The following is a 23,176-nucleotide window of genomic DNA, read 5'->3' as shown; positions in this document are numbered from 1 at the left end:
TCACCAGGGTGGGATGGCTTTAGGAGGCTGCTGAAAAAGCGAGGAGAAGCAGTCCTCTTGGTCTTGGTCGATTCGTGATCCTTTTCCACGGCATCAATCAGGTTGACCGCCAGCAATGGGCTGACCCGTTGCTTGGAGAGCCATCAAGTCAGGTTTCGGAGACTGGTGGGCGGTGCCTTTTGTCTCCTGTTTCCACCCTCATGCCATCACCGTCTGGGTTCTGAGCAGATTGCTGATGCGGATCAGGTTGTAGGCCACGACATGCAACCGGAACACCGCTCCCACCTTTGATCGGCCGCGAGCTTTGAGTTGCCTCAACCCTGCTGACTGTTTGATCCAGCCAAACACCTGCTCGATTCGCTTGCGGGAGTTGATCGATTGGGCGTACCCCTGGTGGCGGGACGTGCGGCCATCGATCGCCGATCCACCGCTGCGAGTGATGTTCTGGGCAACGTGCGGTGTGATGCCGTTGATGCGCAGATCGGCCACGAACTCCCTGGTGTCGTAACCCTTGTCGGCACCCAAGGTTTTCTGGTGCGCACCACGGAGCGAACGGGCCATGCGCAGCGCTGCCTCACGCTCCGCTCTGCCTGTGGCCTGGCTGACTTCACTGGCGACCACCAGGCCGTTGCGGTTCTCCATGACGCAATGGCCCATGAAGCTCAGGAAAGCGCCGACGCCCGGGGCTTTCTTGAACAACCGGGCCTCGTCGTCGCTTGCGGAGCGGTGGGTTTGGTTGGAGAGCAGCAGGCCGCGGAAGTCGCCTTTGGCGCGCTTCTTGCCAGTGGTTGGAGCACCACCAAAACCATTGCCACCACTGGGTGGCGGCGGCCCGTCGTCAAGACCATCGATCCGCTCTAACGAGCTGTGGGACGCCCAGGCTCTCAGCAAGGTGCCATCCACTGAGAAGTGCTCCGAACTCAGTAATGGCTTGACCTCAGGTGCTGCCAGCAGGAGTTCGAGGAACTTGGCCATGAGCTCCTCGTTCAAAAGCCGATCACGGTTCTAGTGCCTCCGGCACGATCGGCCTGCGGCCGATGTAAGGGTGAATGTGGTCGGGTGCCAGACCGGATCGTCCGGGTTGAGCCCCACAAACCAGCGGAACAGCAGGTTGTAGTCGAGCTGCTCCATCAGCATCCGCTCAGAGCGAATGCCGTAGATCGCCTGTAGCAACAGGGCGAGAAGCTGCTGCTCCGGGGGAATCGACGGGCGACCACCCTCTGGGTAGAGCTGGCAGAAGGTGGGGTTGAGCCGATCGAGGGCCTGATCCGCCAACCGCCGCACTTGGCGCAACGGATGAGAGGCCGGGATCCGGTCTTCTGTGGAGATGTACGAGAACAGGGGACCGGTGCGTTCCTGCTGGCCGCGCATCAAATCAATGCCGTTGCTCCATTCTCTCGCAGCCGGCTGGCTTTTTCAGCAGCCTCTTAGGCCGCTGCAATGGGCAACCGCCAGCCGCTGCCGAAGGCCTGGGGGCTCACCTTGAGCAATGGTGCCGCCTGGCGTCGCTTGAACTCGGCCCGTTTCAGCAGCCGTTCCACCCGCTCCACCAAGGCGGGATCATGGCCGGCCGCCACCAGGGTTGGTCCAGACTGGCGCTCCTGGATTAGGGCTTTGAGCAGGGCATCCAGGGCGTCGTAGTCGGGCAGGGAGTCGCTGTCTTTCTGGTTGGGCCTGAGCTCGGCGCTCGGAGGTTTGCGTCGAATCGCCTCCCCCACCAGCTCCCCGTGGGTCGGGAGTCCCAGCGCCTGGCGGCAGCCCCGGGCTGCGTCGCTGTCGAGCCAGTCGCACAGGGCAAACACGCTGGTTTTGTAGAGATCGCCAATCACCGCAAGCCCGCCGTTCATGTCGCCATAGAGGGTGCAGTACCCCACGGCCAGCTCGGATTTGTTGCCGGTGGTGAGCAGCAGTTGGCCCTGCTGGTTGGCCACGGCCATCAGCAGGGTGCCGCGAATGCGTGATTGCAGATTTTCCGCCGTCACGCCCTGGGGCGTTGCCCCCAGCGGTGCGGTGAGGGCCTGGTCGTAGCCCTCCATCAGGCCGGCGATCGGCACTGTGTTCGTCTGCAGTCCCAACCGTTCGGCCAAGGCCAAGGCATCGTTGATGGATCCAGCCGAGCTCCAGGGGGAGGGCATCAACAGCGCTGAGATCGCCTCGTTCCCAAGGGCTGCGCTGGCGATCACGGCCACCAGCGCCGAATCGATGCCGCCGCTCAGCCCCAGCAATGCCTTGTTGAACCCGCATTTCCGGGCGTAGTCACGCACCCCAAGCACCAGGGCGCGGAACAGCCGCTCCACGGGATCCATGGGTTGAATCTGGCCGTGGGACTGCACAGGGGTGGGATGACCGCTGTCCCAGACCGCCAGGTGCTCCTCACAGACGGGGAGCTCCAGCTGCACGGCGCCATCGGCTCCCACCACAAAACTGGCCCCGTCGAACACCAGCTCGTCGTTGCCCCCCACTTGATTGAGGTAGATCAGTGGGCAATTGAGGCGTTGCGCCGCCGCCGCCGCCAGCTGTTGGCGCAAGGCTGGCTTGGAGGCATCGAAGGGGGAAGCCGCCAGATTGATCACCAGATCCGGCTGTTCGGGGATCAGTTGATCGATGGGATCCGGTCCGTCCAGGCGCTCGCGCTGCAGGCCGTCATCCACCCAGAGGTCTTCGCAGATGGTGAGGCCAAGTCGTTTCCCGTTGGGCAGGCTGAGCAGGCAGGGCCCATGGCCCGGGCGGAAGTAGCGCCGCTCATCAAAGACGTCGTAACTGGGCAGCAGTTGTTTCTGGGCAATCGGCCGCCAGCCCAGGCGATTCACCAGCACCACACCGTTGTGCAGCCGTGGACTGCGGGCATCTGATGCTGGCAGCGCAGCTCCCACCAACAGGGTGACGCTGCTGTTCAGTTGGTTCACCAGCCACTGCAGCACCGTGTTCTGCTGCTGGATGCGGCTGGGCTCGAGCAACTGGTCTCGGGGGGGATACCCCCAGAGGGAGAGTTCAGGGGTGAGCACCAGCTCAACAGCCTGCTCTTCTGCCCTGCGCACGGCCTCCAGAATCCGCTTCGCGTTGCCCTCGAAGTCGCCGACCACGGGGTTGAGTTGCGCCAGGGCGATGCGCATCAGCAGAGGCTCCCCGAAAGGCCGTACAGATTGTGCTGGAGCAACAGCGGCCACACCGCTTCAGGGATCTGCGCTTGATTCGGTTGCTGGCGCAGTTGCGAACTGGCGGTGGCGGGAACCTCCAGATCCAGCAGCTCCACCTGTCCGCCCAGATCGCGCAGGGCCTGTAGCGTCGCCTCCTCGAGGGGCCAACCCTTGCGGGGGGCGATGGCCAGGCGGCACTGCGGCAGCCAGCAATCGCTCTGTTTCCAGCGGGGAATCTGGCCAGCGAGATCGCTGCCCACCACAAACACAAGGTTGCGATCAGGCCAATGCTGGGCAGCCCGTTGCAAGGTGATCAAGGTGTAAGGGCTGCTCAGATGCTGGGCCAGCTCGAGACGTTCATCCTGCAGTTGCTGCACCAGCTGGCCGAGCAGCATCGCTCGCAACTCCAGGGGGGCATCGTGCTGTTTCAGGGGATTGTCGCTGGCCCATGTCGCCACCTGGCCGTAGCGGTTCAACAGCCCCTCCAGCAGCACCTGATGGCCGCGGGTGGGTGGATCGGCGCTGGTGCCCAGCAAAGCGATGGCAGCAGCGGTCATCTCAGGGCAGCAGTGGTTGCAGATCCTGCTCCAGGGCTTTGGGCCAGCGCAACAGCCAGTGGTGCACCACGGGATCTCGTTCGGCCAGGCGGCGTAACAGCGCACCGGGTTGTGCACCGCGCCGTCGCAGCAACTGCTGCGCCACCAGACGCCCCGTTCGGCGGCTGGCATGCACCGCCAGGGCGGCCTGGGCCACGGCCACCGGGGCTGCAGGGGCCATGCTGGCGCCGCCGCTCACCGGCACCAGCAGCAGCAGGGCCTGCTTGAGGGCCGCCAGCCCCAGCTGCACCCCGCCCAACAAGGCGTTGTGGCTGGAGAGTCGGGTGAGCAGCAGCCGTGCCGCCGCTGGCGTCATCGGCAGGTTGTAGAGACGGCTGAGCTGCAGCACCAGGGCGGTGTCGCAGGCCATGCCTCCGGCCATGTCCAATGCCATGACAGGGTTGACGGCCACGCCGGTGGCTTTGGCGGCTGCATAACGACCGATCAGGCTCTGGGCCGTGCGGCGGTGCTGTTGCAGCCGCAGTGCTTGGCAGGCCCTCTGGAAGCGGTCGGCCTGGCGCAGCGACTGAATTGCCAACAGCAGGGTGCCTTCGTTCTCCAGCTGCCGGCAGAGCTGCTTCTGCAGATCCTGCACCTGCGGCGTCGTGATCCTGCTGCGCACCCGCCCATTGGCCTGGATCTGGGGCCTGCGGGGCGCTGCCGCCGCCGCGGTGATCGGCAGATCCACCGGCAGCCGGGTGCGAATGCTGTGCAGCAGCGCGGCGCGTTCCTGCTCCGGCCAGCGGTCGCTCCGGTTCAGCACCAGCTGCAGGGGCTTGCCGCTCTCCAGCAGCGTTTGTAAGGCCTCCAGGTCGGCCCGGGTCAGGTCGCTGTCCACCACCAGCAGCACCAGGTCCGCCCCCATGGCCAAGCGGGAGGCCAAGCGAGCCCGCCCGGCGGCATCGATTTCGTCAATGCCGGGGGTGTCCACCAGTTCCACCCTGGTCAGCCCGGCAATCTTCACGGGCCAGTCCACCGCCTGCTGATGGCGGGTGCTGCCGTGGGCGACATCCGTTGCCAGCAGTGGCCGGCGGATCAAGGCATTGATCAGGCTGGATTTGCCGACCCCCACCCGACCAAACAGAGCAATGCGCAGGCGCCGTTGCTGCAGCCGTTGCAGCTGACGATCCAGCAGCCGCAATTCACCCCCCAGCAGTCCCTGGTCCCGTGGGCTCAGCTGAAGCTGACTGCGCCAGTGCTCCAGCAGCAGCTGGCATCGCTCAACGGTATGGGGCGGGGTGGGTTGCATCCCGCTCATGCTGCCGGCTTGCGCCACCAGCCGGCCAGCACGGCCAGCACCGATTCGGCACCGATCACGCCGACAAAGCCACCGAATTCATCCACCACCACGCGCACACCACCGCTGTCGCGCCGGAAGCCCGTCAGCAGCCGATCAGCCCGGATCATCTCGGGCACGTATTCCACCGGTTCGCAGAGGTCAACGGGTGTGAGCAGGCCGCGGTTCTCCAACAGGGCGGTGAGCACCCGCTCGCGGCTGGCCACGCCAAGCACCTTGTCCACTTGATCGCCCAGCACCACCCACCAGGGGTCGTTCGTGCTCATCAGCTTGGCCCGCTGGGCTTCGATGCTGAGGCTCCCATCCAGGGTGGGTGCCGCCACCCGCGGCGTCATCAGGTCGCGGGCGGTGAGGTCGTTGAGCTGAAACACCTTGCCGATCATCGCGGCTTCATCGGCCTCGATCTCTCCCTTCTGGGAGCCCAGGCGAGCCAGCAGACGGATCTCCTCTTCATTGGTGCTGAGTTCCGCTTCGGCGGTGATGGCCGGCAGCATCCGTTCCAGCAGCAGCACCAGCGGCCGCAGCGCCAGGCCGAGCCAATGCAACAGGGGTGCGCTGGCCAGGGCCACCGGCAGGGCAAGACGGCTGCCGAGGGCTTTGGGCAGGATTTCCCCCAGCAGGATCACCAGGACAGTCAGACCCACCGAGAACACCGGCAGGGCCACACCGCTGATATTGCGCTGCTCGAACACCCAGGCGGCATAACCGCCCAGCATCAGGCTGCCGAAAATGTTGAAGCCGTTGTTGGCGATCACCAGAGCTGACAGGGTGCGTCCCAGCCGCTTGCGCAACTGCGCCAGCCGCCGGGCCCCGGCCACGGGACGTTCCCGGGCCGCCAGCTCGTGCACCCGGATTGGACTCACGGTCAACAGGGCGGCTTCCACTCCGGAACAGAGGGCCGAACCCAGCAGCACCACCAAAACCAGCAGCAACAGCACCAGGAGATCGGAGCTCATTGCCGTCTGAAACTCCTTGCATCGTAGAGGCCCTGGCCAGTTCGGCCTTGCCAACTGCCATCCTGTTTCCCTGAACGCTCTGCTGCTGTGAACGGTTTCGACTCCGGCATCCACGCGCGTCGTCGCGCCCTGTTCATGGAGCAACTCGGCGCTGCCGCCGCGGTGATTCCGGCCGCGGCATTGGCGACCCATCACGCCGACTGCGAATGGCCCTTCCGGCAGGACAGCGATTTCTTTTATCTCACCGGTTTTGATGAACCGGATGCGGTGGCTCTGCTGCTGCCGCATCGACCGGAAGGGGAGCGCTACGTGCTGTTTGTGCAGCCCAAGGACCCGGCGGCTGAGGTGTGGACCGGCTTCCGCTGGGGCACCGAAGGCGCGGTGGAGCGCTATGGGGCGGACCTGGCCCATCCGCTGGATCAGTTGAGCGAAAAACTGCCCGAGTACCTCGCCGGTGCCGAAGCTATTGCCTTCCGGGTGGGCCGCCATGCATCGGTGGAATCGATGGTGCTTTCGGCCTGGGGGCGGCAACTGGACACCTATGCCCGCACGGGGACGGCGGCCCTGGGCCTGGTGGCACCAACGCCGATCCTGCATCGCCTGCGGCTGCGCAAGGAGCCCCATGAGTTGGAGCGTTTGCGGGAGGCCTGCCGCATCTCCTCAGAAGCCCACGAGCTGGCCCGATCGATGACCCGTCCGGGCATGAACGAAGCCGAGGTGCAGGCGGCGATGGAGGCCCACTTCCGCAGCAACGGGGCCCGCGGTCCGGCCTACGGATCCATCGTCGCTGGTGGTGATAACGCCTGCGTGCTGCATTACACCGCCAACACGGCCCCGCTGCAGGACGGTGACCTGCTGCTGATCGATGCCGGTTGTTCGTTGGAGGATTACTACAACGGCGACATCACCCGTACCTTCCCGGTGAATGGCCGCTTCACGGCGGAACAGCGGGAGCTCTACAGCTTGGTGCTGGAGGCTCAGGAAGCTGCAGTTGCCGTTGTGGCTCCCGGCGGCACGGCGGAGGCGGTGCACGACACCGCTCTGCGAATTCTGGTGGAGGGCCTGGTGGACCTGGGCCTGCTGATCGGGGATGTGGACGGCATCATCGAGCGAGGCGACTACCGCCACCTGTACATGCACCGCACCGGCCATTGGCTTGGTCTGGATGTGCATGACGTGGGGGCCTACAGGCTCGGTGAGCAACCTGCGCCGCTGGAGCCAGGCATGGTGCTCACCGTTGAGCCCGGTCTTTACGTCAGCGATCGCCTCAGCGTGCCGGAAGGACAGCCAGAGATTGACGATCGCTGGAAAGGCATCGGCATCCGCATCGAAGACGACGTTGCCGTCACCGAGACCGGCCATGAGGTGCTCACTGCCGGCGCCCTCAAGAGCGTTGCTGCGATGGAGCGCTGATCGCCTCGATCAGCGGGGAGTTTCGCGGACCGCAGTTGCCCTTATCCCGCAGCTCCTTCCCAGTGCAAGACCGCTTCAGTGGTCGTCAGCACTTGATCGGCGCCCGCTTCCCGCAGCCGTTGCTCATAGATGTCGCGCGCCGCAGCCTGCTCTGCGGTTTGCAGGTGAGGCGGTGCCACCGCCAGGCTTACGAATGGTTGTTCCGGCCAGCGTTCCCGGGCCTGGATCACGGTGTTCACATCGGCCACGGTGTCGCCGAGATAGGCCACCTGAACTCCCTCGGCACTGGCCCCCAGTGCTTTGGCCAGGCGGATTAAGCCTGTGGGGTCCGGTTTGTCGGGGGCATCCCCCATCGCGATCAGGGGCGGGTCCTGGAGCCCCAGGCGCTGCTGAAGCACGAAGCGGGCTGAGGGTGGTTCAGCTCCACTCACAAATCCCCAGCGCAACTTGCGCTTCGACAGCGTGGCGAAAAAGCTGGCGTCCACCAGAAGAGGCTCATCACCGATGAAGCCCGTCCATTGGCTGGGGTCTCCATCCGGATCTCCGCCGAAGTAGAAGCCGCTGAACACATCGATCAGCGCGGCGCGATCCGGCAGCTCAGCACCATGACGCCGCAGCAGTTCAAGGCTGGCGTCCCAGTCGTTGTTCCAGGCTCCCTCAGCCTTCAACGCATCGATCACATCAGCGCTGGGCTGCCAACCGCAGTAGTGCTGCACAGTGCATTGAAGGGCCCGTCGATAGCTGCCCGCGACATCGCGGATCACACCATCGATGTCGAACAGCAGGATGGTTGGGGATCCCAGAACGTCTCATGGGGAGCGGCTGGTAGGTTAGTTGTTTGTATTTCTGTCTTGAGCGCTGACACCATGACGGTCACCGAAGGCGCTGCCCCTACCGACCAGGAGGTCGCGACTCCGTCCGCCGACGCGGCTGAAGGCGCCACCCAGGCAGCTGAAACCACTGAAAAGCCGGCAGCCAGCGAGGCTGAAGGCCGTCCTGTGCTGAAGGGCGCCGCCGCGGCTCTGGCCACGGCCACCATCGATGCTGATGGTGTTCCTTCCGGTTACACCCCCAAGGCCGATGAGGGCCGCTTCCTGCTGAAGATCCTCTGGCTTCCCGACAACGTGGCCCTTGCGGTTGATCAAATCGTTGGCGGTGGCCCCAGCCCCCTCACCTCCTACTTCTTCTGGCCCCGTGAGGATGCCTGGGAAAGCCTGAAGACCGAACTGGAAGGCAAGAGCTGGATCACCGACAACGAGCGGGTTGAAGTGCTCAACCAGGCCACTGAGGTGATCAACTATTGGCAGGAAGAGGGCAAAGGCAAGAGCCTCGACGAGGCCAAGGCCAAGTTCCCCGACGTCACCTTCTGCGGTACCGCCTGATTCCGCTTTTCAATTTGATGATGCAAACCTGCCTTCGGGCAGGTTTTTTTATGCCTTCCCGTGGCTTGGCTGGTGTTGGGATGACGAACGGACAAACCACATCATGAAAAAGGCCAGGGGCGGTAACCCCTGGCCTTTGACGACGTCAACCTTGAAACAGGGGGATGAATCAGTCGGCGGTTTTGCTGGCCTGAAGGCGAGCGCGGGCTTCATTCAGCTGTTGCTGCGCCTTGAGTTTTTCCGGCGAAGCGGGTTGGCCTTCCATGCCAGCCACCACGGTGGAGGCCTTCTGGAAAGCGGCTTCGGCGGTAGCGGCATCGATGGAGCTGCCAAGTTCGGCCTTGTTCACCAGAACGGTGACTTCATCAGCATCCACTTCGGCGAAACCACCCATCAGAGCGATGGAGTTCCATGCACCGTTGGCACGCACCCGCAGCACACCGATGTCGATGGCGGTGAGCAGGGAGATGTGGCCGGGCAGGATGCCGAGTTGACCGGTGGTACTGGGCAGGATCACCTCGTCGGCGCTGCCATCAAAGACGTTCTGGTCTGTTGCCAGCACGCGGAGGGTGAGGGACATGAACCTTGGTTCGAAAAGAGAACGGACTGTCGAGAAACACGTGATCGGGGGTGTGAATCACACCCCCGCAGGGATCACTTGGTTTCGGCGGCGATCTTCTCGGCCTTGGCTTTCACTTCCTCGATGTTGCCCACCAGGTAGAAGGCGGCTTCGGGGAGGCTGTCCAGCTCACCGGAAAGGATCTGGTTGAAACCAGCGATGGTCTCCTCCAGCTTCACGTACTTGCCGGGCATGCCGGTGAAGATTTCAGCCACGAAGAAAGGCTGGGAGAGGAACTTCTCCACCTTGCGGGCACGGTCCACGGTGCGACGGTCGTCTTCCGACAGTTCGTCGAGACCAAGAATCGCGATGATGTCCTGCAGTTCCTTGTAGCGCTGCAGGGTGGACTGCACGGCGCGGGCGGTGCGGTAGTGCTCGTCACCCACCACAGCTGGCTGGAGCATGGTGCTGGTGGAATCCAGAGGATCCACAGCGGGGTAGATGCCCTTGGAAGCCAGGGCACGGTTCAGCACCGTGGTGGCGTCGAGGTGGGCAAAGGTGGTGGCCGGTGCGGGGTCGGTCAGGTCGTCAGCAGGCACGTAAACGGCCTGGATCGAGGTGATCGAACCTTCAACGGTGGATGCAACACGCTCCTGCAGGGCACCCACGTCGGTGCCCAGGGTGGGCTGGTAACCCACAGCGGAAGGCATGCGACCCAGCAGTGCGGACACCTCGGAGCCGGCCTGCACGAAGCGGAAGATGTTGTCCACGAACAGCAGCACGTCCTGCTTGTTCACGTCGCGGAAGTGCTCAGCCATGGTCAGAGCGGAGAGGCCCACGCGCATCCGGGCGCCGGGGGGCTCGTTCATCTGGCCGTAGCAGAGGGCGACCTTCGACTTGGACAGGTCGTCGGCGTTGATCACGCCAGATTCCTTGAATTCCTCGTAGAGGTCGTTGCCCTCACGGGTGCGCTCACCCACACCACCGAACACAGACACACCGCCGTGCTCCTTGGCGATGTTGTTGATCAGTTCCTGAATCAGCACGGTCTTGCCCACGCCGGCGCCGCCGAACAGGCCGACCTTGCCGCCCTGGCGATAGGGAGCCAGGAGATCGATCACCTTGATGCCGGTCTCGAACACCTTGGGCTTGGTCTCAAGCTCAGTGATGTTGGGGGCATCCCGGTGGATGGGAGCGGTGGCCGTGGTGTTGACGGGGCCCTGCTCGTCGACGGGCTCGCCCAGCACGTTGAAGATGCGGCCGAGGGTGGCTTCACCAACGGGCACGGAGATCGGTGCACCGGTGTCAACGGCTTCCATGCCGCGCACAAGACCGTCGGTGCCACTCATGGCAACGGCACGAACCCGGTGATCACCCAGAAGCTGTTGAACCTCAGCGGTCAGAGCGACGTCGTCACCTGCGGGGTTTTTCCCCTCGATGCGCAGGGCGTTATAGATCTTGGGCAGTTTCCCGGCGGGAAATTCAACGTCCAGAACCGGGCCGATCACCTGACGGATCACACCCTTGGTGCCAGCAGATGCAGGAGCAGAAGCGACCATAGGAAGGAGAGTTGCGGGAACAGGCGCTGCGCGCTCGGACCCATTCAGAGCGGCGCCACCATACCACCGCTGTGGTTGCACCCCCCACGGTTCGGTCACCCGCACAGCTTGGGGTATGGCCCGGGGGGTGGTCGCTTGCATACGTTGGCACTCATCGGCATCGAGTGCCAACTCGCGTCGATGCGTGGCGCATTGCGCCCTGTCCCTGCTCCTGCAAGTACCCATGGCTGCTGTTTCTCTCAGCGTCTCGACCGTTAAACCCCTCGGCGACCGCGTGTTCGTCAAGGTCTCTGAATCCGAGGAGAAGACTGCCGGCGGCATCCTTCTGCCTGACACCGCCAAAGAAAAGCCCCAGGTGGGTGAAGTGGTTCAGGTGGGCCCCGGCAAGCGCAACGACGACGGCAGCCGTCAGGCTCCCGAAGTTGGTGTGGGCGACAAGGTCCTCTACAGCAAGTACGCCGGCACCGACATCAAGCTCGGCAGCGATGAATACGTGCTGCTGTCCGAGAAGGACATCCTGGCTGTCGTCAACTGAGATCAGCCCTGCTGCATTGCGGCTTGAGTCTCAACTCAGCCTCCTTTAACCATCCTCTTCATTAGGAACCGCCTTCCATGGCAAAGCGCATCATCTACAACGAGAACGCCCGTCGCGCTCTCGAAAAAGGCATCGACATCCTCTGCGAAGCCGTTGCCGTGACCCTGGGTCCCAAGGGCCGCAACGTGGTGCTCGAGAAGAAGTTCGGTGCACCCCAGATCATCAATGACGGCGTCACCATCGCCAAGGAGATCGAGCTCGAAGACCACATCGAGAACACCGGTGTTGCTCTGATCCGTCAGGCCGCCTCCAAAACCAATGACGCCGCCGGCGACGGCACCACCACCGCCACCGTTCTGGCCCACGCCATGGTCAAGGCGGGTTTGCGCAACGTGGCTGCCGGTGCCAACGCCATCACCCTGAAGAAGGGCATCGACAAGGCTTCTGATTTCCTGGTCAGCAAGATCAAGGAAATGGCCAAGCCCATCGCTGACAGCAATGCCATCGCTCAGGTCGGCACCATCTCCGCTGGCAACGATGAAGAAGTCGGCAAGATGATTGCCGATGCCATGGACAAGGTTGGCAAGGAAGGTGTGATTTCCCTCGAAGAGGGCAAGTCCATGGAGACCGAACTCGAGGTCACCGAGGGCATGCGCTTCGATAAGGGCTACATCTCCCCTTATTTCGCCACCGACACCGAGCGGATGGAAGCCGTCCTCGACGAGCCTTACATCCTTCTCACCGACAAGAAGATCGGTCTGGTGCAGGATCTGGTGCCCGTGCTGGAGCAAATCGCCCGCACCGGCAAGCCTCTGCTGATCATTGCTGAGGACATCGAGAAGGAAGCCCTAGCCACTCTGGTGGTGAACCGTCTGCGCGGTGTGCTGAACGTGGCCGCTGTGAAGGCTCCTGGTTTTGGTGATCGCCGCAAGGCCATGTTGGAAGACATGGCTGTGCTGACCAACGGTCAGCTGATCACCGAAGATGCCGGTCTCAAGCTGGAGAACGCCAAGCTCGAGATGCTGGGCACCGCCCGTCGCATCACCATCAACAAGGACACCACCACCATCGTTGCCGAGGGCAACGAGGCGGCTGTCGGCGCCCGCTGCGAACAGATCAAGAAGCAGATGGACGAGACCGACTCCACCTACGACAAGGAGAAGCTGCAGGAACGCCTGGCCAAGCTGGCCGGTGGCGTGGCTGTGGTGAAGGTGGGTGCGGCCACCGAAACCGAGATGAAGGACAAGAAACTCCGTCTCGAGGACGCCATCAACGCCACCAAGGCGGCTGTTGAGGAAGGCATCGTTCCTGGTGGTGGCACCACCCTGGCTCACCTGGCTCCGGCCCTGGAGCAGTGGGCAGCCTCCAGCCTGTCCGGCGAGGAACTGATCGGCGCCAACATCGTGGCTGCTGCTCTTACCGCTCCGCTGATGCGCATCGCTGAAAACGCAGGTGCCAACGGCGCTGTTGTGGCTGAGAACGTCAAGGCTCGCGCTGGTGCCGAAGGCTTCAACGCTGCCTCCGGCGAGTACGTCGACATGCTGGCTGCCGGCATCGTCGATCCCGCCAAGGTGACCCGCTCCGGTCTGCAAAATGCCGCATCCATCGCTGGCATGGTGCTCACCACCGAGTGCATCGTGGCTGATCTGCCTGAGAAGAAGGAAGCAGCTCCTGCCGGCGGCGGCATGGGCGGCGGCGACTTCGACTACTGATTGACGTTCGGGTGGTCGGGAGACCACCCGATCTGCCTAACTCAAGTCATGCCAAGAGGTCCTGCGGGGCCTCTTTTTTATGCCCCGCGATCGTCTTGATCGGCATAGGTCTTTCAAGACATCTGGCTCATGGTTCGCGGTCTCAGCTGCCGAGCTTGGCAGATGTGGGGTGCTGAATCTGCTGGGTTAGCGTCTTGCTTCGTATGGTTGTGTCGGGACACATGCCCCAGCGCCCCGGTGCCTTCGCGGCTCAATTTGCTCCGGAGACGCTTCAGCGTTTCAGGGATCTCTGTCGCCAGCAGGACAAGGCCTACTCCAAGGTGTTGGAGCGCCTTGCGCTGCTCTATATCGAAACCAACGGTGCGGTCTTGGCCGAGCGAGTTGCTCCTGGTGCGGCAGCTCCAGGCGTTCAGAAGCGTCAGGTCCAGGTCGAGACCCTGCAGAACAAGCTGTTGGAAGATCTGTTGAAGCGGGTCGAAATTCTGGAAAAGAAGGATGTGAAAATGTTGTACGAGCTTGATCGGGTCTACAAAGAGTTAGCTTTTTTGAAATCAGGCTTGCAAAGCCCTGGATGATTCAAGAGCTAGTCTTTGATCGCCAACTCATACAGTTTTTGGCTGAGTTGAGAGAGGAGTTGATTGGTTTCTTCCGTAGAGAATTCTGATGAAAAGGCAATTTTTCTTCGACGAATGCTTTTCGAAGCTTGCGTTTCATCTCCCGCTTCACCTGTTTGAAGTCGCTTTCAATCCGATCAAACTCCTGTTGGGTGAGCAAAAACTTGGGCTCTTCTGCCTGGAGCGAAATTGTTTTGAAAAGACTTCTTAGCTTGCCTTGATCGGCATGGGGGTGTTGCTGGTTGAGGAAGTTTTTCAGTCTTGTGCTTACGTTGCTCTTTGATTCGTTGGCATTGATGAGTTGGTATTGATCAGCCTGCTAGAGCTGAAGCACCTCTTGCAGAAGGAAGAGAACCGGCCCCCCCCCGGATGACTCGTGGCTGTTTTGAAGGGGACGTAGTTCATCCTCTCTCCGAAAATGCGATTGAGTGTGCTGATCGACTTGGAGGAATTAGGTATTTTGAAGGCTTTTTGGGGTGCACTGCTTTGGCCCGGGATCAGGCCGATCAGGGGATGGTATTTTCCGTTTTTAGTTGTTTGCTGTAGTGCAGATGTGATGAATGCATAGGGTGAACGCACCAAGGCAAAGGGTTCAATCTGGAAGCCATACACCTCGAGTTTTGACTTCAGCCTGATCAATGATTGTCAGGCATGGTCGATATTCCTTCGCCACTGATCAAGATGTCGTGATCCTGATCCAGCAACCGCGTCAGGCTCTGGCAGTGGTTTTGAACGGTCTGTTGTTTTTTGTCTGTGGGTCGGTTGCTGCGATCGCTGCAGGGCCACAGATCCTGTGCTTTTTCATCGAAGATATCTCGAATCTGTCCTGAGTGGTTGGCAGAAAACTTTTGTTTTTTCCCGCGAAATTTGGGAAGAAAGATAAAAGATACCGTCTTGCTCGAGCGGTTTGCGGTTATGTTGCAGAGTGAGCTGGAAAGATGTCGTGGCTGTCTTGTGGAAGCCAACATGCAGAAAGCAGCGTTTCATCATTGATAATTTATCGGAATCGCGCAATTGTTAGAACTAATTCATTAGAGACTGGTCACATTAGGCAGCTTTCTAACTCTCTTGCTTAGGGAATGTCGGATCGCCAATCAAGCGTTTTGAGGGCCGATGGAGCGAGTCATCTGACTGATGGCACAATGCTTCAGCTCTCGGCTGACGACATTCGCTGGCTGCCTGCTCAGCCTTGAGCAAAGCAATGTCTTCATGCGTTGGCTCTCTGCATGGAGGGACGCATGAAGAGGAGTCGTCGGTTTTTCCCTGTTTGACGGACTCCGTCCATCCACCTCAAGAGGTCATAGTCATGCTCAAGCACATCCATGTATTTTGCATTGAAATCTTTGTCTTGATGGAGTGCTTTGCGAAGACTGCCTGATTTTGGTATGATCTTCTCCGCATAAAGTCTGGAGAGTGGTAAGTCAACCAGGTCTGCTGAATCACTAAAAGTCCAGTCTTGATGACGTAAGGACGTCGAATTAGTATGACAGGGAATGTAATCAATCTCTAATGCCTTGTTGATGGCGTTCAAGTCGTTCCGAAACGATTCAACCTTGAGTGGAAAGAGGCGGATGGCTCCGCTGATGCATGACGATATGGTGTGCAGCTGTTTCTTGCTGAGGAGTTGAGGTGTGAAGTGAGGATTAACTTCGCTTAGGCCTCCGCTTTGTTTGCACTCCCATAGAAAAAGAATCATGTCTCGAAGTGAAAAGTCGCCGTGCTCTCTGCTCGTTCCATGGTTTCGGTAGAGGCTTGGTGTGATCTTGTCTGAGGATTCTTTTGAGAAGGTTTGAATTTTTTCTTTCCGTCAAAAATTGTTCGGTTTTCGTAGATGTGGAACTTGTTGACGAAGCTGCTGGTGATCCGACTGGCTGGATCGCGGTAGGAGACAATGACCGTATTGGCTTTTGGCGATTTCTTGCAGGTAAATAACTTTAATTTGTTGATGTCTTTATGGTTGTGACCTTCTTTCGCGAGATACGTTCGCATGGATGTAGCTTCCGGACACAGTTGTCCCTCCTTGAACGAATGTTTGATCCAGCGCGACAATGAAGTGCAGGCGCATTTTTGGGACCAAGTGACGACGCAGCTTTTCGAGGATAGAAAGTAGAAGTTCAATGTTGCTTCTCCGACCTTTTAACCATAAGCTTTGGTCTTTGATTTTTGAAAATCGCTGTATTATTAACTTGTTAATTTGCGGTTAAAATTGTTTTTCCACTCTTTTGTAGTCGGAATAGTCTTGCTCAGGCCTGCTGATGTTGTCCAGCTGCTGTTGGCTTGATCGTTTAAAGTGATCTTGCGATGCTTCCGCAGGCATGAAAACGTGCTTTCTTCATCTGGGCCTGCATAAAACTGCATCCTCTTCTTTTCAGCAGACTTGCGCCTCGAATCGCAAGATGCTTGGCAAGCAGGGGCTTCTTTATCCATTGTTTTCGTGTGAGTACTCGCGGCCTAGGCGTTTAAAAATTAATAATCATTCGGTTCCTCTACGGTGTCTTTATGATCAAAATCCGAAGAACTATCATATCAATAAGCGTTGGAAGATTGCTCGCCTGGATGATGCTATCCGTGATTACGATGCTCAGCTCACGGAAGCACTCGCCAGCGACGTATCCATCATTCTCAGTGGTGAGGGCTTGTCACTCCTGACTGCCAAAGCCCTATCCCAACTTGCGGAACGGATACGGTTCAGCGGTTTTGAGATTCGTCCCTTGGCGTTGGTTCGATCACCGCTGGACTACGCCCATTCCATTGCCCAGCAACTGATTCGTGGTGGGCAGCACTTGGAGTTGGTGGGCTGTGGCCCATTGCTTGCCCCACGGCCGATGAAGCGCATAACCATTCCTGATGGTCAGCGTGAGCTGGCGACGCTGATGAAGGTTTTTGGTCAGCAGCTTGAGTTGGTTCCGTTCCGACGGGCTTGTGCCCATCCCCATGGGCCTGTCGGATACCTGCTGGAGGAGTTCTGTGGTGTTTCGAATCTGGAATTGATCAGGTTTCAGAGCAGCCAGGAGTCAAAGAGCAACGGATGGGTTCGTGTCCAGAATCTGATCAACAGGCGCTGGCCTGTGTTTGATCAACGTAAACAGTTCAATGCCGATCACTTTCGCCTTCAAGACGATTTGGAGGCCACTGGTAAATTTAGACTCACAAGGAATGAAATTGGTCTCCTGAAGGATCAATTGGATCGATCCAACCAAGCCATTGCTGATTTGTTATCAGAGGAGTTTGTTTTGGCTTCCGATTCAGTATCGGAAGAGCTTGCGGTGGGTGATCTTTCTCAAATCATCACTGATCTTTGCCGGTTGACCTTGCCTAACACTGCCGCTTCTTCATCTGAGCGCGTTCAAGCAGTTGCCCCAGACGCTGACCCTGGGGACGATTGATTTTTGCAATTTCAAGGAGCTCAACCTCAACATGGGCTGGGGTGTCTTCCACCTGACTCGTTTTGATCAGCGTATCGATTGTTTCGTTGCTGAGCCGTTGTGTTGGATCGTTGCGAAGCGCCTCTAGAAGTGTTTGGCTGATCATCCTGATGGACTGTTCTTCTTCCTGCCTGATGTTCTGCAATCGCTTGGCCGGTGTTTTTGTTTTGCGATCTTGCTCGAGTGTTCGGGCAACCGTTAAAGGCTCTTCAGGGTTGAGGTGACTGTTGATGATTTGAAGATATTCATCATTCTTTTGATAGAGCTTTTCAAGGCTCTGTGGTGAAATGCGGCTGCGTTGTGTCTCTGTATTGGGTAGGTTCTTCGCAAGAGCATCTGAAAGCCGTGCGCTGATCCATGGGAACTGGTCGTAGTAGAGGGCATTGATCATCATCAGCATCTGCAGTTCTTTCTGGCTCAGGCTTCGGTTGATTACGAGGTTTCCCATTTGATCGTGTGGATATAGTTCTCCACATTCAATAGCATCAAAGACGCGTTCGGATATTGTTTTCTTATGGCGTGAATAGTTGATGAGTGTGACTGGGATCTGCTGTTGTGACAGCCGCTCTAGTACCTCGGCGGCCTTTTTATGGTGAGAAGAAATGAAATTGCGACGTCTGAGAAATTGTTCAAAAGGTTTGCTTTCTCCGTGTCTTTTCACGCGCTGTTGGTATTCGGATGAGAGCATTTCTTCCAGCTCGCGTACGGCAAGAATGACCTGAACCTCAACAGCATCGTTCCATTGATCTTTTTGGTTGGCGAAATCCGTGAGATGCCAGAAGAGCGACTCTGAGCTCAACACGATGGTGTGTCCAGCACTGTTGGAAGCTGCAAGTTGAAGGCATTGCTGGCTCAGGCTGGTTGTTGGATTGTGCTTCCAATTTCCGGATGTGATTTCGAAGCGTGCAGCGCGTTGCCTTTCGTTGGGATCAATTGGATACCGAATTCCATTCTTCAGGAGTGCATCTGTGGAAATTGCCAGTGCTGATTGAATGGCAGACGTCCCTGTTTTGCCGTGGCCTGCATGTAAAACGATTCTTGTTTTCGCCACCGCTATCTCACTATTGATTCAATATTAGCATTTCGATTTCTGTTGCTCTCTGTCTGTCTGGTGCGTCCAGGATTGCCGCTTCATCTTTCGCATTGCCCAGTTGTGGCCTGTTGTCATAGTCTTGACCGATCTGTGATGCAATGAGGTTGCTGGATGTCGCGGACCTTGGTCATCCATGTGGGTGCACAAAAGTGTGCTTCCTCGTCTCTCCAAGCATCGTTGCGGCTTGTGCATCAGGCCCTGAAAGGGCGTTTGGGCTTTTGTTTTCTGAATCCTGCACAATTGCGTGCAGCTGATGTAGCGCTTGCGAAGCAGAGCGACGGCGCCTTCGACTACGTCGACCAAGTGCTGTCCCGTCAGGTGTGCGATCAGGTTGTGATCAGCCACGAAATGCTGGGTAACCGACCTGCTCTGGTGAGTTCGATCGCCGAGCGTGCACTTGGTGTGTTCTCGTTTGATCGTGTTGTGATCAGTGGATATACGAGATTGCAGTCGAATTATCATGTCTCTTCTTTCGCGCAGTGGTATTTCCGTGATCGCAAAAAGTTGCTTTCTGACGTCAAGATTTTCCGTGACTTGGGTCTGCCGTGGCGCAAGTTTACCGCTCAGGAGCGAAGTTTGTTTGTTCTTTCTCTGACCGGAAAAGATCGAAACTGGTGTGCTAATTATCGGCGTTTTTTAGCGGGCGTCAGTCATCTGTCTGGCCGCGTTCGTGTCGTGAGTTGTCATATGCCAACGCGCCAGTTGCCTTACTCGCTTTTGCAGCATTTTGTGGAATCGACTGGTTTGGATCTGGGGCTTGAGGATCTTTCGTCTATGGATGTTCGAAAAAATCAATCGTTTCATCCCGTCGTGATTCATGGTGTTTCGAGTTTCTCCAGTGACCTTCCCGCCAACCGGCAATCTTTTTTTCCTGGTCCACACGAAGGCAACCGTTGGTTGTTCCGTGTTTGTGATCGTGTTTCTGATCAGGCAGATGTGATGAATGAGTTTGAGGATTTGTTTTCACCGGCCTTTGAACGCCGCTTGCTTAATCATCTGGACAGCAGGACAGCCGCGGACAACCATGCTTATTGCGAGTTGATGTCTGTCGATCAGCGTTATTTCCAGCCGTCGTCCGACGCGGTGATGATGACGGGCGCTGAACTCAAAGATCTGGCCTCTCAGATGGCCAAGACGCGCCGCTTAAAGGCGATTCAAACGTTCAACCGTTCAATTGAAGATGCTTTCTTTAATGCTGCCCGTAAGGAAATCGTGAGTACTTAATTCAGCCAGCCAGCACTGAGGATCACTGCCAAGGACAGGAACAGGGCCAGGCAGGTCCATGTCAGCCGGTTCAACGTTGCTTCTGCACTGCTGGCGCTGCTGAACATGGAGCTGCCGCTTGCCGCCAGGCCACCCATCCCATCACCTTTGGGGCTATGCAGCAGAACCAAGACGATCAACAGAAGGCCGGTGCCGATCCAGCTCCAGGACAAAATTGAGGTGAGCATCAAACGGAAAGAGGAAGGCGGGCGGTCTTGGGGGTGGGGTCCATATTGGACATGGGTGCAATCAGGCTTTGGCCAGTCATGGCCGCCGGTTGTGGAAGCTCAAGAATTTGCAGCAACGTCGGAGCGATATCGGCCAGACCCCCGTTATCGCGCAATGTGATGGCGTTGCCATGGCCAGGCAGTTTGCGCCGTTCTCCTTCGACCAGGATCGCAGGAACAGGATTGGTGGTGTGGGCTGTCCAGGCTTGGCCATCTGGGCTTTGCATCAATTCGGCATTGCCGTGATCAGCCGTGATCAGCATGGTTCCGCCCTGGCGTCCCACCGCATCCAACAACCGGCCAATGCAGGCATCCACGGTTTGGATGGCTTCCTTGGCGGCCTCCATCACACCGGTGTGCCCCACCATGTCGGGATTGGCGTAGTTGATCACAATCAGCGAATAGTCCGCCTTTTCAATGGCTGAAATGCAGCTGTCGGTGAGTTGCTCGGCCGACATCGCTGGTGAGAGGTCATAGGTGGCGACTCTCGGCGAGGGAACCAGGTGACGGTCTTCTCCTGCCAGTGGCTGTTCGATGCCACCGTTCATGAAGTACGTGACGTGGGGGTACTTCTCTGTTTCGGCGGTGCGGTACTGCTTCAGCCCGGCGTCTGCCACCACCTGCCCCAACAGTTGGTCGAGCGGCTCGGGGGGGAAAGCCACTTGAACGGGGAGGTCTTGTTCCACCTGGGTGAACGTGACCACATCCAATTCCGGCGTGTGGCTGCGCTCGAACCCCTCGAAATCGGAAAGGCAGAGCGCTTGCACGATCTGGCGGGCGCGATCCGGTCGGAAGTTGAACACCAGAACGCTGTCGCCGTCCTTGATGACGCTGTTCTGAAGCCGCACCGGTTCGAGGAATTCATCGGTGATGTTCTCGGCATAACTGTCCGCTAACACCTGCTCTGCCGTCCGGCTGTCAACGGCGATGTTGGGATCGGTGTAGAGGTTGTAAGCCTTTTCGATCCGCTCCCAGCGCTGGTCACGGTCCATGGCCCAGTAGCGGCCACAGAGGCTGGCAATGTGACCGACGCCGCCTCGGCTCAGGGCCGCTTCCACCTGGCTGATGTATCCCGGTGCGCTCTGGGTCGGTGTGTCGCGACCATCGGTGATGGCATGCACGGCGACATCAGAGATGCCGCTGTCGGCTGCCCACTGGATCAGTCCACAGAGATGGTCCACGTGGCTGTGGACGCCCCCATCGGAGCAGAGGCCGAGCAGGTGCAAGGTGCCGCCTCGCCCTTGGGTGCGCTCTGCCAATTCCTTGAGTGCCTGCGTGTCGCCCAGTTGGTTGCTGCGCACCGTGTCGCTGATTCGCACCAACTCCTGGCGAATGATGCGGCCGGCTCCGATGGTGAGGTGGCCCACCTCAGAGTTACCCATCTGTTGATCGGGGAGGCCCACATGGGAGCCACTGGCCTCAATCAAGGTGTGTGGATAGGCATGCCACAGGGCATCCATCACAGGAGTGCCGCCTTGCTGAATCGCGTTGTGCTCGCTTGCGTTCCTGTAACCCCAGCCATCAAGAATGGCGAGAACGACCGGTGCCACTGTCCCGGAGCGTCCTGAACCGTTGGTAGTGCTTTTCCCCACGTTCACCCGCGACCGACGGTTCTTAAGGACTCTTGCAGAATCAACTTAACGCCACGCCAGCCCTCAAGCTTCAGTTTCAGCCAATTCCCACACCCTGCAGCGCTCAATCCTCCATGGCCGACCCTGAACGGATCGAAATTCTCTCGGAGCGTGAGCTTGGTCTAACGCTGTCGCGTTTGGCATCGCAGGTGTTGGAGAGCGCCGAAGACAGCCGTCGGTTGATGCTGTTGGGGATCCCCACCCGCGGCGTTCAGTTGTCCAGAGTTTTGGCGCGGGAATTGGAGCGCTTGACAGGTCATGCCATCTCCCAGGGGGCCATTGATCCCACGTTCCATCGCGATGATCTGGAGCGCATCGGCACCCGTCTGCCCCAGCTCACGACTCTCCCCACCAGCATTGAGGACCGCCAGGTGATTCTGGTGGACGATGTGATCTTCACGGGGCGGACGGTGCGTGCCGCCCTAGAGGCCATGCAGAACTGGGGGCGGCCGCAGCGGGTGATGTTGCTGGCCATGGTGGATCGAGGCCATCGGGAGCTTCCGATTCAGCCTGATTTCTGTGGTCGCGTTGTGCCGACCCGACGCAGTGAAACCATCGAGCTCCGCCTCAGGGATGTTGATGGTGAGGAGGGGGTGTTCCTCAGCCGACTCAGCCGGCAGGCTTGAGTTCGTCGGCGCGGAAATGGGCTTTGTAGCGGCCGAAGGCAACGATCACAGGAAGCGTTGGGCTGATCACCCGACCCTTCCAATCATTGAGAACGTTCGCCACCTCTCCGGTCTGCCCTTTCATGTCAAAGGCTTTGCCCCGGTGTTCGGGATGGTTGAACACAACGACGGATGCCTCCACCGTCACCCTGTCGCCCGCCTGCATTGCACCTGAGTCGTCCACGGGCTCATCTTGTCACGGGCTTGGGGACGAGCGTCGACAGAAACTTTCCGGTCCGTCCTCTTCGACGCGACCGCCAAGGTCGCTGCAGCCCATTGAAAAGGCCGTCCAGGGGTCCAGACCTTGGAGCAACTGATCCTCGACGGCGGCATCCAGCCGGTCACCGCTGATGACGTCGGCACGCACCGCTGGGTGCTGTTGGTGTTGCTGGGCCTCATCGAGGGTCTGAATGGCACTCTCCACCTCTTGACGGGTGGCACTTGCCTGCTGCTGCCACCAGGGATGATCGAGTTTGTTGAGGCTGTCTAAGGCCTCCCACCAGCGTTCTTGCTCCACCAGTTGAACCAGCCGACGCTGTTCCAATTGGTTGCGGTTCCAGATCTCCATCAGCGTTGCACTGAGTTGGCTGATGGAGCTGCGCGCGCTGCCTTTGAGGGGATCCAGCAACTCGAGTGCCTGCTGCAGGTCTCCCTCACGAAACAGAGCAATCGCCTGATCCATCAGAGCCTGGCGCCAGCGTTCGAGGGTCTTGCGATGCAGGGCAAGGTCGCCATGGCCCGAGGCGACCAGTTGCTGCTGCAGCGTGAGGGCAGCGATCGAATCGCCTTGGTCCCAGAGATGTTCGGCGTGCTTCTGGCGGCAGAGGGCCTGCTCCTGCGGTGCGCCCTCCCCCAACCACCGTAGGGAGGCGAGTTGCTCACTGGTGCGGATGCAGGCCTCGTAGTCGTTGGCAGCGAGGGCGCTCTGCAGCCGCTTCGGCAGTTGTTGTTCCCACCAGTAAGCACCTGTCGCAATCGCCAGCACCAATCCCAGGGTTCCAACACCCCAGAGCCGAAGCAGCAGTTGACGCGGTGCCGCCACGAAGGGTGGAGCTGAACGTTGGTTCTGTTTTATGGAGTGACGGCTCCCCTTCCAAGGGCCTGTGGACGGA

General features: G+C 59.3%; 23 protein-coding genes and 1 pseudogene. 8 read left to right on the top strand and 16 right to left on the bottom strand.

From position 1 onward, the window contains the following. Nucleotides 1–198: 198 nt before the first annotated feature. The 5 genes and pseudogenes from SynA1544_RS11910 to SynA1544_RS11890 form a co-directional block, all read right to left on the bottom strand. Nucleotides 199–1,371, bottom strand: a pseudogene (locus SynA1544_RS11910) (IS5 family transposase). Nucleotides 1,372–1,427: 56 nt separating this feature from the next. Then, on the bottom strand, nucleotides 1,428–3,113 hold the full coding sequence (locus SynA1544_RS11905) for an NAD+ synthase (protein WP_186513896.1): 1,686 nt from the start codon (nucleotides 3,111–3,113) through the stop codon (nucleotides 1,428–1,430). Further along, entirely contained in the window at nucleotides 3,113–3,694 is a 582-nt protein-coding gene (locus tag SynA1544_RS11900; RefSeq protein WP_186513894.1) for a nicotinate-nucleotide adenylyltransferase, read from the bottom strand. The genes SynA1544_RS11905 and SynA1544_RS11900 overlap by 1 nt, the downstream gene beginning before the upstream one ends. A gap of 1 nt (nucleotide 3,695) precedes the next feature. Further along, nucleotides 3,696–4,991, bottom strand: coding sequence for a GTP-binding protein (locus SynA1544_RS11895; protein ID WP_186513892.1), 1,296 nt, complete (start codon nucleotides 4,989–4,991; stop codon nucleotides 3,696–3,698). After that, nucleotides 4,988–5,986, bottom strand: coding sequence for a CNNM domain-containing protein (locus tag SynA1544_RS11890; protein ID WP_186513890.1), 999 nt, complete (start codon nucleotides 5,984–5,986; stop codon nucleotides 4,988–4,990). Before SynA1544_RS11890 ends, SynA1544_RS11895 begins: the two co-directional genes overlap by 4 nt. 87 nt (nucleotides 5,987–6,073) lie before the next feature. Between SynA1544_RS11890 and SynA1544_RS11885 the strand changes: the two genes are divergently transcribed. Further along, a complete protein-coding gene (locus SynA1544_RS11885) occupies nucleotides 6,074–7,399 on the top strand; it encodes an aminopeptidase P N-terminal domain-containing protein (protein WP_186513882.1) in 1,326 nt (441 codons plus the stop codon). 41 nt (nucleotides 7,400–7,440) lie between these two features. Here the strand turns inward: SynA1544_RS11885 and SynA1544_RS11880 are convergent, their stop codons facing one another. Continuing rightward, on the bottom strand, nucleotides 7,441–8,163 hold the full coding sequence (locus SynA1544_RS11880) for an HAD-IA family hydrolase (RefSeq protein WP_255477616.1): 723 nt from the start codon (nucleotides 8,161–8,163) through the stop codon (nucleotides 7,441–7,443). Nucleotides 8,164–8,265: 102 nt separating this feature from the next. On the opposite strand from SynA1544_RS11880, the gene SynA1544_RS11875 reads away from it, so the two are divergent. Then, complete coding sequence (locus tag SynA1544_RS11875) at nucleotides 8,266–8,781, top strand: 30S ribosomal protein PSRP-3 (protein WP_114989493.1); 516 nt, start codon at nucleotides 8,266–8,268, stop codon at nucleotides 8,779–8,781. Between the two features lie 169 nt (nucleotides 8,782–8,950). Here the strand turns inward: SynA1544_RS11875 and atpC are convergent, their stop codons facing one another. Together atpC and atpD are read right to left on the bottom strand one after the other, a co-directional pair. Further along, a complete protein-coding gene (gene atpC / locus SynA1544_RS11870) occupies nucleotides 8,951–9,361 on the bottom strand; it encodes an ATP synthase F1 subunit epsilon (RefSeq protein ID WP_114989492.1) in 411 nt (136 codons plus the stop codon). A 74-nt stretch (nucleotides 9,362–9,435) separates the two neighbouring features. Continuing rightward, nucleotides 9,436–10,899, bottom strand: coding sequence for a F0F1 ATP synthase subunit beta (gene atpD, locus SynA1544_RS11865; protein ID WP_186513880.1), 1,464 nt, complete (start codon nucleotides 10,897–10,899; stop codon nucleotides 9,436–9,438). Nucleotides 10,900–11,122: 223 nt separating this feature from the next. Between atpD and groES the strand changes: the two genes are divergently transcribed. The 3 genes from groES to SynA1544_RS11850 all read left to right on the top strand — a co-directional run bounded on the left by groES (nucleotide 11,123) and on the right by SynA1544_RS11850 (nucleotide 13,721). Further along, nucleotides 11,123–11,434, top strand: coding sequence for a co-chaperone GroES (gene groES / locus SynA1544_RS11860; RefSeq protein WP_006850452.1), 312 nt, complete (start codon nucleotides 11,123–11,125; stop codon nucleotides 11,432–11,434). Between the two features lie 77 nt (nucleotides 11,435–11,511). Further along, a complete protein-coding gene (gene groL / locus SynA1544_RS11855) occupies nucleotides 11,512–13,146 on the top strand; it encodes a chaperonin GroEL (RefSeq protein WP_006851861.1) in 1,635 nt (544 codons plus the stop codon). A gap of 221 nt (nucleotides 13,147–13,367) precedes the next feature. Continuing rightward, the gene (locus tag SynA1544_RS11850) at nucleotides 13,368–13,721 is read left to right on the top strand and encodes a hypothetical protein (RefSeq protein WP_186513878.1); all 354 of its coding nucleotides are present in this window, start codon (nucleotides 13,368–13,370) and stop codon (nucleotides 13,719–13,721) included. 674 nt (nucleotides 13,722–14,395) lie between these two features. On the opposite strand, the gene SynA1544_RS11845 is transcribed toward SynA1544_RS11850, so the two are convergent. The 3 genes from SynA1544_RS11845 to SynA1544_RS11835 form a co-directional block, all read right to left on the bottom strand. Beyond that, nucleotides 14,396–14,725, bottom strand: a complete 330-nt coding sequence (locus SynA1544_RS11845) for a hypothetical protein (RefSeq protein WP_186513876.1) — start codon at nucleotides 14,723–14,725, stop codon at nucleotides 14,396–14,398. 242 nt (nucleotides 14,726–14,967) lie between these two features. Beyond that, on the bottom strand, nucleotides 14,968–15,291 hold the full coding sequence (locus SynA1544_RS11840) for a hypothetical protein (RefSeq protein WP_186513874.1): 324 nt from the start codon (nucleotides 15,289–15,291) through the stop codon (nucleotides 14,968–14,970). A 161-nt stretch (nucleotides 15,292–15,452) separates the two neighbouring features. Beyond that, nucleotides 15,453–15,749, bottom strand: coding sequence for a hypothetical protein (locus SynA1544_RS11835; protein WP_370594066.1), 297 nt, complete (start codon nucleotides 15,747–15,749; stop codon nucleotides 15,453–15,455). A gap of 326 nt (nucleotides 15,750–16,075) precedes the next feature. On the opposite strand from SynA1544_RS11835, the gene SynA1544_RS11830 reads away from it, so the two are divergent. Further along, nucleotides 16,076–17,146: a hypothetical protein gene (locus SynA1544_RS11830; protein ID WP_186513871.1), complete on the top strand. Its 1,071-nt coding sequence runs from the start codon at nucleotides 16,076–16,078 to the stop codon at nucleotides 17,144–17,146. On the opposite strand, the gene SynA1544_RS11825 is transcribed toward SynA1544_RS11830, so the two are convergent. Continuing rightward, nucleotides 17,076–18,236: a hypothetical protein gene (locus SynA1544_RS11825; RefSeq protein WP_186513869.1), complete on the bottom strand. Its 1,161-nt coding sequence runs from the start codon at nucleotides 18,234–18,236 to the stop codon at nucleotides 17,076–17,078. The two genes, SynA1544_RS11830 and SynA1544_RS11825, sit on opposite strands and share 71 nt — an antisense overlap. Before the next feature lie 153 nt (nucleotides 18,237–18,389). Here SynA1544_RS11825 and SynA1544_RS11820 point away from each other — a divergent pair, with 153 nt between their 5' ends. Beyond that, nucleotides 18,390–19,502, top strand: coding sequence for a hypothetical protein (locus tag SynA1544_RS11820; RefSeq protein WP_186513867.1), 1,113 nt, complete (start codon nucleotides 18,390–18,392; stop codon nucleotides 19,500–19,502). On the opposite strand, the gene secG is transcribed toward SynA1544_RS11820, so the two are convergent. After that, complete coding sequence (secG, locus tag SynA1544_RS11815) at nucleotides 19,499–19,729, bottom strand: preprotein translocase subunit SecG (protein WP_006849683.1); 231 nt, start codon at nucleotides 19,727–19,729, stop codon at nucleotides 19,499–19,501. The two genes, SynA1544_RS11820 and secG, sit on opposite strands and share 4 nt — an antisense overlap. Further along, nucleotides 19,729–21,366 carry a 2,3-bisphosphoglycerate-independent phosphoglycerate mutase gene (gene gpmI / locus SynA1544_RS11810; RefSeq protein ID WP_186513865.1) on the bottom strand — a complete coding sequence of 546 codons (1,638 nt, stop codon included), beginning with the start codon at nucleotides 21,364–21,366 and terminating at the stop codon, nucleotides 19,729–19,731. Before gpmI ends, secG begins: the two co-directional genes overlap by 1 nt. Nucleotides 21,367–21,473: 107 nt before the next feature. On the opposite strand from gpmI, the gene pyrR reads away from it, so the two are divergent. Continuing rightward, nucleotides 21,474–22,025 carry a bifunctional pyr operon transcriptional regulator/uracil phosphoribosyltransferase PyrR gene (gene pyrR, locus SynA1544_RS11805; protein ID WP_186513863.1) on the top strand — a complete coding sequence of 184 codons (552 nt, stop codon included), beginning with the start codon at nucleotides 21,474–21,476 and terminating at the stop codon, nucleotides 22,023–22,025. Here the strand turns inward: pyrR and SynA1544_RS11800 are convergent. Beyond that, nucleotides 22,009–22,230, bottom strand: coding sequence for a ferredoxin-thioredoxin reductase variable chain (locus tag SynA1544_RS11800; protein WP_115010087.1), 222 nt, complete (start codon nucleotides 22,228–22,230; stop codon nucleotides 22,009–22,011). The two genes, pyrR and SynA1544_RS11800, sit on opposite strands and share 17 nt — an antisense overlap. Before the next feature lie 30 nt (nucleotides 22,231–22,260). Continuing rightward, on the bottom strand, nucleotides 22,261–23,106 hold the full coding sequence (locus tag SynA1544_RS11795; protein ID WP_186513861.1) for a hypothetical protein: 846 nt from the start codon (nucleotides 23,104–23,106) through the stop codon (nucleotides 22,261–22,263). Between the last annotated feature and the right edge of the window lie 70 nt (nucleotides 23,107–23,176).

Origin of the sequence: Synechococcus sp. A15-44 (genome assembly GCF_014280115.1) — a bacterium.
Classification (GTDB): domain Bacteria; phylum Cyanobacteriota; class Cyanobacteriia; order PCC-6307; family Cyanobiaceae; genus Parasynechococcus.
Note: the sequence above shows the minus strand (reverse complement) of the source record. Positions and strands in the feature narration are given on the sequence as shown.

What these genes read in the sequence shown, in the direction of transcription:
- atpC (WP_114989492.1), bottom strand. Translation starts at nt 9,361, where the DNA reads ATGTCCCTCACCCTCCGCGTGCTGGCAACAGACCAGAACGTCTTTGAT.
- SynA1544_RS11890 (WP_186513890.1), bottom strand. Translation starts at nt 5,986, where the DNA reads ATGAGCTCCGATCTCCTGGTGCTGTTGCTGCTGGTTTTGGTGGTGCTG.
- SynA1544_RS11830 (WP_186513871.1), top strand. Translation starts at nt 16,076, where the DNA reads ATGAAAACGTGCTTTCTTCATCTGGGCCTGCATAAAACTGCATCCTCT.
- groES (WP_006850452.1), top strand. Translation starts at nt 11,123, where the DNA reads ATGGCTGCTGTTTCTCTCAGCGTCTCGACCGTTAAACCCCTCGGCGAC.
- SynA1544_RS11900 (WP_186513894.1), bottom strand. Translation starts at nt 3,694, where the DNA reads ATGACCGCTGCTGCCATCGCTTTGCTGGGCACCAGCGCCGATCCACCC.
- SynA1544_RS11905 (WP_186513896.1), bottom strand. Translation starts at nt 3,113, where the DNA reads ATGCGCATCGCCCTGGCGCAACTCAACCCCGTGGTCGGCGACTTCGAG.
- secG (WP_006849683.1), bottom strand. Translation starts at nt 19,729, where the DNA reads ATGCTCACCTCAATTTTGTCCTGGAGCTGGATCGGCACCGGCCTTCTG.
- SynA1544_RS11850 (WP_186513878.1), top strand. Translation starts at nt 13,368, where the DNA reads ATGCCCCAGCGCCCCGGTGCCTTCGCGGCTCAATTTGCTCCGGAGACG.
- SynA1544_RS11835 (WP_370594066.1), bottom strand. Translation starts at nt 15,749, where the DNA reads ATGCGAACGTATCTCGCGAAAGAAGGTCACAACCATAAAGACATCAAC.
- groL (WP_006851861.1), top strand. Translation starts at nt 11,512, where the DNA reads ATGGCAAAGCGCATCATCTACAACGAGAACGCCCGTCGCGCTCTCGAA.
- atpD (WP_186513880.1), bottom strand. Translation starts at nt 10,899, where the DNA reads ATGGTCGCTTCTGCTCCTGCATCTGCTGGCACCAAGGGTGTGATCCGT.
- pyrR (WP_186513863.1), top strand. Translation starts at nt 21,474, where the DNA reads ATGGCCGACCCTGAACGGATCGAAATTCTCTCGGAGCGTGAGCTTGGT.
- SynA1544_RS11895 (WP_186513892.1), bottom strand. Translation starts at nt 4,991, where the DNA reads ATGAGCGGGATGCAACCCACCCCGCCCCATACCGTTGAGCGATGCCAG.
- SynA1544_RS11800 (WP_115010087.1), bottom strand. Translation starts at nt 22,230, where the DNA reads ATGCAGGCGGGCGACAGGGTGACGGTGGAGGCATCCGTCGTTGTGTTC.
- SynA1544_RS11875 (WP_114989493.1), top strand. Translation starts at nt 8,266, where the DNA reads ATGACGGTCACCGAAGGCGCTGCCCCTACCGACCAGGAGGTCGCGACT.
- SynA1544_RS11820 (WP_186513867.1), top strand. Translation starts at nt 18,390, where the DNA reads ATGTCGCGGACCTTGGTCATCCATGTGGGTGCACAAAAGTGTGCTTCC.